Below are 9,529 nucleotides of genomic sequence, written 5' to 3'. Positions count from 1 at the left end.
CCCCGACGGCACCGTCACCCTTGGCAGCGTTGACACGTCCGTTCCTCCTCAGAGCATGCGGTAGCCGGCCCATACTCCAAGTGCAGAAAGCTGGGTGGAGAAATAGCAATTCGTGTGCCGGTTGACCGTTCGGGCGCCGCAAGCGACCGACAGGTGGCGCTGATCCCTAAGCGGCACTGCTGCAAAGCGTTACGCACTGCCTTGCCCGGCGGGTCCTGCGCACCGGACACACGCATGCCTGGGGACCCTCAGGCGATGTTGCCGCCTGTCAACGTAGCCAGGTTAGCAGGTCTTCCTGTGACCTTGAACATATTGGTGCGTAGACACTTAGATATTGTTGTCAGCCGTCAACATCCATATGCGGCGGCACAACATCATGGGCTCTTCAGTGTTTGGCGATCCTGGCTCGGCAGGCCTGGTGGAGCGAGTGGCGGTTCCTGCTCCTGGCGATCCGGCGGTTCCTCGGGACTGCGCAGCCGAGCGCCTCGGGGGCGCAGCGTGCCCATGCTGTATCAGCCCTGTGAGGGGGAGAGTGATACAGCATGGGCGGAAGGGCGAGGATTGGCGATTCTCGCGGTTCCGGCCATGCTCGCTCATCTGCGGGATGAGCCAGCATGAGAGGGGGGCGGAATGGCGTGAAGATGAGGCGCCGCCTGAAGGCTGGACGCCGACGGACACTCGGCGGCGACCGCCGTGGCCGCCCATGCATCGGCCAGGTGGCGGTGGCCCGGGAGGGTAGTAGGCAACGCCCCTTGTGCGCGGCGAAGGCTGACGCTAGAATGCGGCTCACGGCGGCGCTCGGAGAGCTTCTGAGTCAAGGGCAGGGGGTCGCGCCCCGCGGGCTCGGCCTGAGAGGCCCTACCCTCAGTGGAGCAGGAGAAGAAACATGCACGGATACCGGCAAATTGCAGTGAGATGTGTGGTCGTTTGCCTGTTGGGATTGCGGTGGAGCCAGGGTGCCGCGACGAGCAGCTTCGATGGCACCCAGGATCTGGGCAAGTGGCAGACGAAGGGCGCCGTGGCGCTGGATGCTGACCGCCGCCATGGCGATACCGGCTCGGCGCTCCGGATCGAACCGGGGGCCAGCGCTTGCTGGAAACTGCGCGATGAAGACGGCTCGGGCCGCGTGAGCCTTTGGGTCTACGACGACGGCACGGCCCCCGCCGACCCCAAGGCGTATCGCACCGGGCCGCGCTGGGGCGTGGCCCTCGCCGGCGGACGCGTGCTCGCCGTGGGGGCCCTCTACGCCCGATACCTCGCAGGAGACACGACTTACGCCGTAACTGACACTGACCAGAAGAACTGGTTTGCCAACCTCCAATACTTGGGGATCAAGCGAGAGGCGCGCTGGCGGAAGTGGACCTTCGACTTCGATGCCGAGAAGGGCATGACGCTGATGCTGGACGACCAGCCGGTCAAGCGGTTCGACTGGAACAAGACGAATGCCACCGGCTTCGCTGCCGTGGCGCTGTTCGGCGATGCCACGGACGGTAAGGCCCAGACGCTTTGGGTGGACGACGTGGAGGCGGAACTGGGCGGGCCGATGAAGGTCAAGCCCACCCCTCCTCCGCCCCCGCCGCCCGTGGTGCCCGACAAGGACCCCGCGCTGGAGGGGCCGCCGGTGGCGTGGCGCGAGGGCATGCTCGCCAAGCGGCCGCGCCTGCTCCTCACGGCCGAGCGAATCCCCCAGCTCAAAGCCTTCTTCCAGCCTCCCGCGGGTTCGCAGCCCACGGGAGGTTCCGACCTCGCGAAGCCCTGGCGCGACCAGATGCTCGCCTATCTGCCCGTCTGCGTCGCGCCGGAGAAGCCGGCCTTCCTGGCCGACGCCACCGACGGCCAGCGCCAGGGCCTCTGGCGCATGCCCACCGTAGCTCTCCACTACCTGCTCACGGGCGACAAGGCGTCGCTCGAGCGCGGCATCGGCTTCCTGAAGCTCCTTCAGTCGTTGCCCGACTGGGAGACGGGCGAGGAGCGCAACAGCGGCATGAGCGCGGCCAACATCATGGTCGGCGCCGCCCTGACCTTCGACTGGCTGCACAATGACCTCGACCCCGCCTTCCGCGAGCAGTTCCGCAAGACCCTGTGGTTCCACGCCCGCGCGATGTATCACGGCGGCCACCTGGCCAAGAACCCCGGCACCCACTACTGGCAGGGCGACCCGCAGAACAACCACCGCTGGCACCGCAACGCGGGCCTGGCCCTCGCTGTCCTCGCCGCCTTCAGCGGCGCCGACGACGAGCAGTGGCTCCTGGCCAGGACCCACGAGGAACTGGGCTTCGTGGCCAAGTGGCTGCCCAGGGACGGCACGAGCCACGAGTCGGCGACCTACCTCGTCTTCGGCGGGCCGCACCTGGTGCTGGCCTGCCAGGCGTCCGACGAGTGCCTCGGCACCAAGTACCTCGACGAGCCGTTCTTCCGCAACGTGGGCCTCTTCCGCCTCTCCACCCTCGCCCCCGGGCTGCGCGACAGCCTGCACTACGGCGATTCCGGCGGCGTGGGCGGCTACAACAACTTCCTCCAGAAAGCCGCCGCTCACCACAAACAGGCCGACGTGATGGACGGCCTTCGCCAGTTCGCCAAGGCCGAGCCGAAGGCCACGGAGTTCGGCTGGTGGTCCATCCTGTGGGACGACCCGAGCCTGACCGGCGGGCAGTTGGGCAAGCTGCCGACGGCGAGTTTCTTCCCCGACCTCGGTCTCGCGACCGTTCGCGAGAGCTGGGGCGACGGCGCCGTCGCCGCTATGTTCAAGTGCGGCCCCTTCGGGGGCTATCGCCTCAACGAGTACCGCAACGGCAGGAACTTCCAGTACATCAACGTCGCGCACGACGACCCCGACGCCAACTCGTTCGTCCTGCTCGCGGGTGGCGAGTACCTGGCCGAGACCGACCGCTACTCGTCAGCCAAGCGCTCCTCCAATCACAACACGATCCTCGTCAATGGCATGGGCCAGATGGTGCCGGGCCGCGCCGAGCCGCAGGGCTGGACCCAGCCCGGCAGCGGCGACATGACCCAGATGGCGAAGGTCACCGCGTGGTTTGTGGGCGGGACGTCCCCGTCCCGCGATACGCGGCGTGAGGACACGCCGCCCACAATCGTGGTCGTCGAGGGCGAGGCGGCCGGCTCGTACCTGGCCTACACCGACCGCAAGACGAAGAAGAGCCGCCCCGCGCTCGACCGCTTCCGCCGCACGTTCATCTGGGTGAAGGGGAGTTACGTGCTCGTGCTCGACGACATCCGAGCCCCGCAGGCTGTGGACATCACGTGGCTGGTGCAGGGGCCGAAGCTGGAGGCCGTGGACGCGGCTAACGGCCGCTATCGCCTCGTCGCGAGCAAGGCGCAGTGCGACTTCCAGGTCGTCGCCGATGCCGCATTCAAGGCCGACGTCGCCGTCTCGACCGCAGATAACCGCAGCAAGCCGCTCGGCTGGCAGCAGCTTCAGGCGAGCCTCAATACGGCGGCCGTCCGCTTCGCCAGCGTCTACGACCCCTGGCAACACAAGGACCTGGCGGTGAAGCTGGATGGGACGACGGTGACGGTCCGCAGCGGCAAGTTCACTGACACCTGGCAATGGACGCCCGCGGGGGGCCGCTTCGAAGCATCGTCCCTCCGCGGCACGCGCCCCGGCGGCTTCGACGTGGCCATTGACTCCAAGGCCGCTGCGCCGCCGGAACCGTGAGCGTGGGGGCGCGCTGAGCGCTTGCTCATATCGCGCGCGTTACGGCGAACATGTCGTGGACACGATGGACAGTATGGACGCAACGGCTCGTCGCCGCGTCCATGCTGCCCATGGTGTCCATGTCGTCCACGCTCGTCCGACGCGGGCGGTGTTGGATTTCCCCTTGTCGGCGGCTACAATGGCAGCCGCGTTCGGTGGTGCAGATCGCCCTGGATGGAAGGAGTAAGTAGTGAGCCTGCGTCGTGTGGCGTGGTGTGGGGTGCTGGCGTGCGTCATGGGCGCCCGGGCCGGCGAAGAGCCGAAGCCGGCGATGGCGAAGTCGCTCGGGCGGGCGCTGCTGTGCGCCGACTACGGCGCAGGCAAGGTGTGCCTGGTGAACAAGGAAGGCAAGATCGAGTGGGAGTGCAAGGCGCCCGGAGCGCAGGACATCTGGCTGCTGCCGAACGGCAATATCCTCTTCACCCATACCAAGGGCGCCAAAGAGGTCACGCGCGACCAGAAGGTGGTGTGGGAGTACAGGACGGCGCCCGCCAACGAGGTGCACGCCTGCCAGCCGCTGCCCGACGGCGTGGTGATGGTGGCCGAGAGCGGGCCGTGCCGCGTCATCGAGGTGGACCGCGAGGGCAAAATCCTCAAGGAGGTGCCGCTGACCACGGAGTGCAAGAACACCCACGGCCAGATGCGCGGCGCCCGCAAGCTGGCCAACGGCAACTACCTGGTGGGGCAGTACAGCGACGGCGTGGTGCGCGAGTACGACGCGGCGGGCAAGATCGTGTGGGAGTTCAAGCAGAAGATGGCCTTCGGCGGCATCCGCCTGCCGAACGGCAACACGCTGATCTCGACGGGCGACGCCCACAAGGTGCTGGAGGTGGACGCCAAAGGCGCCGTGGTGTGGGAGATCAACGAGAACGACCTGCCCGGCAACCCGCTGCGGTTCACGGCGGGCATGCAGCGGCTGTCGAACGGCAACACGGTGATCTGCAACTGGGGCGGGCACGGCCACGTGGGCCAGCAGCCGCAGATCGTCGAGGTGTCACCCGACAAGAAGGTGGTGGCCGAGCTGTTCGACAACCAGCAGTTCAAGACGATCTCGGGGGTCTTCATCATAGACGCCGAGGGCGACGTGACGAAGTGCGAGCGGCTGCGCTGAGGCGCCGCAAGCACCGACGGCGCACGAACGGCGATGGCCGCCCCGGACGGGCAACGTCCGATGCGGCCATCCCATGCGCGGGGCGCCGGAGCGCCTCGCGGATTCCCGGGCGGGCTCCGCAGGCTCACCCGATGGCGGGGCCGCCGGTCTCGCCCGTGCGGATGCGGATGCACTCGACCAGGTCGAGGATGAAGATCTTGCCGTCGCCGATCTGGCCCGTGCGGGCGCCCTTGATGATGGCGTCCACCGTGGGCTTGACGAAGCCCTCGTTGACGGCGATCTCCAGGCGAACCTTCTTGAGGAGATTCACCTCGATGTCCACGCCGCGATAGGCTTCGTGGTAGCCCTTCTGCTGGCCGCAGCCCATCGCGTTGGTGACCGAGATCTTGAAGACCTCGGCCTTGTAGAGCTCCTGCTTCACGTCGCTGAGCTTCTCGGGCTGAATGTAGGCGATGATGAGTTTCACGGGTTCGCTCCTTTCTTGGGGCCGGCGCCAGCGCGCGATGCGTGACGCGTGACGGGTCGGGACGGGCTTCCCTTCTCTCACGTGGTGGTGAAGACCTGGAACCCCGCATAGGCCTCCATGCCGTGCTCGCCGATGTCGAGGCCGCGGACTTCTTCCTCACGCGAGACGCGGAGGCCCATGGTCTTCTTCATCACGACGAAGAGCGAGGCCATCAACACCACGGCGAAGGCGATGGTAGCCAGGTTGCCGAGGGCCTGGACGCCGAGCTGCTCAAGCCCGCCGCCGTGGAAGAAGCCGTCGCGGGCGAGACCGAGGGACTTCTGTCCCCACAGCCCCACGGCCAGGGTGCCCCAGGTGCCGTTCATCGCGTGCACGGGCACGGCGCCCACGGGGTCGTCCACGCCCAGGCGGTCGAGCAGCAGCACGCCGAGCACCACGATCACGCCGGCCACGGCGCCGATGGCGAGAGCGGCCGCGGGCGACACGTAGTTGCACGGGGCCGTGATGGCCACGAGGCCGGCCAGGCAGCCGTTCATCGTCATCGAGAGGTCGGGCTTGCCGACGATCGCCCAGATGGTGAGCATGGCCGCCAGCGCGCCGGTGCAGGCCGCCAGGTTGGTGTTCATCGCCACGAGGCCGATCGCCGTGCCGTCGCCCACGGCGAGGGTCGAGCCCGGATTGAAGCCGAACCAGCCGAACCAGAGCAGGAACACGCCGAGGGACGCCAGGGGGATCGAGTGGCCGGGAATGGCCTTGGGCCGCCCGTCGGGCGCGAACTTGCCGATTCGCGGGCCCAGGATCACCGTGCCCACCAGCGCCACGTAGCCCCCCACCGTGTGCACCACGGTGGAGCCGGCGAAGTCGCCGAAGCCCATCTTCGCCAGCCAGCCATCGGCGTTCCAGATCCAGTGGCCGACGATCGGGTAGAGGATCGAGCTGACGACGACCGTGTAGATCAGGTAGGCCGAGAACTTCATGCGCTCGGCCATGCCGCCCGCCACGATGGTGGCCGCCGCGCCGCAGAAGGCGGCCTGGAAGAGCCAGAAGGCGAAGATCGGCACGCCCGAGGGGTTCTCAGCCCCCTCCATGCCGAAGCCCGTCCAGCCGATGAACGCGCTGCCCTTGCCGAACATGAACGCGTAGCCCACGAGGAAGAACATCACGCAGGCGATGCAGTAGTCGAGGAAGTTCTTGGTGAGGATGTTGCACGTGTTCTTCACGCGGATGAAGCCGGCCTCGACCATGCCGAACCCCGCCTGCATGAAGAACACCAGGAAGGCGGCCATGAGCACCCAGAAGGTGTCGAGCCCCTGGGCGCTCGCGGGCGGGGGCGGCGCGGGCGCGGCCTCCGCCCCTGCCGCCGTGCCGCCGAGAAGACACGCGAACGCTCCCGCCGCCGCCATCAGCTTCCATTTCATCGCTCTTTCTCCTTTCGTTCAGGGGGTGGAAGCCGGGTTGTCTCAGAACGCGAAGGTGAATGAAAGACCGAGCCAGTGATTCGTCGGGTCAACGCCCGCGGCCTTCATGTTGCGGCGGGCGTCGGGGTCCAGCAGCCGCGAACAGTTGAGGGCGGGCTTGATGGTGATGTGGTCGCCGATGGCGATGGGAAGGCCCACCGAGCACGTCAGATCGGCCAGGCCGCTCGCATCGGTGCCTGCATAGTAGAAGTTGTTGTTCTTGTGGTCGCCCCAGCCCACGGCCGCGGAGAGAGCGAGCGACATGCTGGCTCTCTCCGAGAACCGGATCAGGCCGGGGACCGTGTGGCTCAGGGCGAAGTTGGCGTAGACGCCGTCCGATTCATCAATGTCCTTGTAGACCTTGAAGGTGGGGGAGAGGGGCGCGTCGAGAGTCACGCCGGCGTACACCTCGGTGGTCGTTGGGAACCCCGTGTGGGGGAACACATAGCGGATCGTGCCGACCGAGAACGTGGCCTTGCCCACGCTGTGCGAGTAGTCGAGCGTGTAGTCCACCTCAGTGAAGTTGCGGCGGTCGCCGTTCACGTCGGTGAGGTCCAGGTTGCCCCAGACGTTCAGGCTGAGCCCCTTCCAGGCAAAGGTGGCCGAGGGCTGCCACACGGGGTCGTCCACCACGTTGACCCCGCGCCAGACGTACTTCCCGTTGAACGTCGAGTCGAGGGTGACCGACCAGGGTTTCTCGGGCGCGGGGGCCGATTCGGCAGGGGCCGCACCGCCCTCGGGGGCGGGCACCTCGGCGGCGGCCCCCCAGCGAGCCGCACAGGGAAACAAGAGGATGGCCACTGCGGCGGACATGAGACGCATCGGTTCCGGCCCTTTCCCTTGCATCGAACGCCTGGTCCAGCGCCAGGTTGGCGCATCGGCGTGCGAGAGCAATGGGTGTGCCAGATCGCAGGTCCGGGCTGGTGCATCTGCGTAAATGCAGTGATGGCAATATTTTAGAAGCCGAGAGTCGCTCGAGTGGGCCGGTCCCACAATCATACCATTCGGTATGGTATTTGTGGCTGACCTACCTGGCGGTGTGGATGTACTGGTCTAGCGGAAGCGCTTGGGGTTGATGCCGTGCTTGCGGACGCGGAGGCCCATCAGGCGCTCGGTGAGGCCCAGGGCGCGCGCCGCCTTGGCCTTGTTGCCGCGCGAGGCCTTCAGGGCGTCCACCAGCAGATCGCGCTCGGTGGCATCGAGGATGGCCTGCAAGGTGCCCCGGCTCGCCACGGGGCTGGCGTCGGGCATCTGGAGCGTGGGCGGCAGGTGGCGGGCATGGATCGTGTCGTCGGAGGCGAGGAGCACGGCGCGCTCGATGCAGTTCTCGAGTTCGCGCACGTTCCCCGGCCAGTGATAGGCCATGAGGGTGTCAATGGCCGGGGTGGCGATGCGCTTGACCGGCTTGTGGTTGGCCTTGGCGTACTTCTCGACGAAGTGGTCGGCGAGGAGCAGGATGTCGGTCTTCCGCTCGCGCAGCGGCGGCACGCGGATGGGGAAGACGTTGAGGCGGTAGTAGAGGTCCTCGCGGAAGCCGCCTTCGGCGATCAGGGCCTCGAGGTCGCGGTTGGTGGCCGTGATCAGGCGCACGTCGGTCCGCAGCGTCTCGGTGCCGCCCACGCGCTCGAACTCGCGTTCCTGGAGGACGCGCAGGAGCTTCACCTGGATGGCGGGCGAGAGGTCGCCGATCTCGTCGAGGAAGATGGTGCCGCCGTGGGCCAGCTCGAAGCGGCCCTTGCGCTGGGCCACGGCGCCCGTGAACGCGCCCTTCTCGTGTCCGAAGAGCTCGCTCTCGATCACCGTCTCGGGCAGGGCGCCGCAGTGGACGCGCACGAACGGCCGCTCGGCCCTGCGGCTGTTGTAGTGGATGGCGTGGGCGACGAGTTCCTTGCCGGTGCCGCTCTCGCCGCGGATGAGCACCGTGGCGTCGCTCTTGGCGACCTGGGCGATGAGGTCGTAGACCTCCTGCATGGCGTTCGAGTTGCCGATGATGTTGGCCGGGCGGAAGCGCTCTTTGAGTTCCTCCTGGAGGCGGAGGTTCTCTTCGAGCAGGCGCTCGCGCTCCTCTTCGGCCGCCTGGCGCAGGCGGACGGCCTGGGCCAGCATCGAGCCGATGATGGTCAGCAGGCGCACGTCCTCGGTGAGCAGGGCGGCGTCGCTCGAGGGGCGGTCCACGCTGAGCGCGCCGAGCACCTCGGCCCCGAGCTTGATCGGCACGCAGATGAACGAGAGGTCCTCCTTGCGCAGCCCTTTGCGGGCGCCGGTGCGGTCGAGGAAGAAGGGGTCGTCGGAGATGCGCGGCAGCACGGCGGGCTCGCCGCTGGCGATGACCTTGCCGGTGACGCCCTCGCCCAACTGGTAGCGGCCGCGCTGGAGCTGGTCGGGCGAGAGGCCGTGCGCGGCCTCGATAGTGATCTGGCGGGTCTTGCGGTTCAGGAGCGTGAGGGTGCCGCGCACCATGCCCAGGTGGGTGGCCAGGGTGTCGAGCACGGGGGCCAGCGTCTCGTGGATATCCAGGCTGCGGTTGATCGCCTGGCTGATGTCGAAGATCAGCGACAGGGCTCGGGCCTTGCGCGCATCATCCTGTGGGGGCACGGGGGTGGCCACTGGGCAGTCCCTCGCAGAGCTGAGCCGCACCGGCGTGTCTGTTGCCGTATGCTGGCCGACGATATTGTAGGAATTCGCGACGGCGAGGTCAAGACGGGTAGGGAGCAACCGCGCTGCCGGCTAGGAGCCTGTCCAAGAATCCGCGTGGGACTGCGACGCCCGCGATTCTGGCC

General features: G+C 67.6%; 6 protein-coding genes. 2 read left to right on the top strand and 4 right to left on the bottom strand.

What is annotated here, in order from left to right:
* The first annotated feature begins 910 nt into the window (after window positions 1-910).
* Together PLE19_22985 and PLE19_22980 are read left to right on the top strand one after the other, a co-directional pair.
* Window positions 911-3,676: a heparinase II/III family protein gene (locus PLE19_22985; protein HPD17813.1), complete on the top strand. Its 2,766-nt coding sequence runs from the start codon at window positions 911-913 to the stop codon at window positions 3,674-3,676.
* 229 nt (window positions 3,677-3,905) lie between these two features.
* Window positions 3,906-4,826 (top strand): PQQ-binding-like beta-propeller repeat protein, encoded by a 921-nt coding sequence (locus tag PLE19_22980; protein ID HPD17812.1) that lies wholly within the window; start codon window positions 3,906-3,908, stop codon window positions 4,824-4,826.
* A 124-nt stretch (window positions 4,827-4,950) separates the two neighbouring features.
* Here the strand turns inward: PLE19_22980 and PLE19_22975 are convergent, their stop codons facing one another.
* From PLE19_22975 to nifA, 4 genes are all read right to left on the bottom strand, one after another.
* Entirely contained in the window at window positions 4,951-5,292 is a 342-nt protein-coding gene (locus PLE19_22975) for a P-II family nitrogen regulator (GenBank protein ID HPD17811.1), read from the bottom strand.
* Between the two features lie 77 nt (window positions 5,293-5,369).
* Window positions 5,370-6,710, bottom strand: a complete 1,341-nt coding sequence (locus tag PLE19_22970) for an ammonium transporter (protein ID HPD17810.1) — start codon at window positions 6,708-6,710, stop codon at window positions 5,370-5,372.
* Between the two features lie 42 nt (window positions 6,711-6,752).
* Entirely contained in the window at window positions 6,753-7,571 is an 819-nt protein-coding gene (locus tag PLE19_22965) for a hypothetical protein (GenBank protein ID HPD17809.1), read from the bottom strand.
* Window positions 7,572-7,802: 231 nt separating this feature from the next.
* Window positions 7,803-9,356, bottom strand: a complete 1,554-nt coding sequence (gene nifA / locus PLE19_22960; GenBank protein HPD17808.1) for a nif-specific transcriptional activator NifA — start codon at window positions 9,354-9,356, stop codon at window positions 7,803-7,805.
* Window positions 9,357-9,529 lie beyond the last annotated feature (173 nt).

Source organism: Planctomycetota bacterium (assembly GCA_035384565.1).
In the GTDB taxonomy this organism is placed as follows: domain Bacteria; phylum Planctomycetota; class PUPC01; order DSUN01; family DSUN01; genus DAOOIT01.
Note: the sequence above shows the minus strand (reverse complement) of the source record. Positions and strands in the feature narration are given on the sequence as shown.

Coding starts and splice junctions, on each gene's coding strand:
- PLE19_22970 (HPD17810.1), bottom strand. CDS start 6,710: ATGAAATGGAAGCTGATGGCGGCGGCGGGAGCGTTCGCGTGTCTTCTC.
- PLE19_22965 (HPD17809.1), bottom strand. CDS start 7,571: ATGCGTCTCATGTCCGCCGCAGTGGCCATCCTCTTGTTTCCCTGTGCG.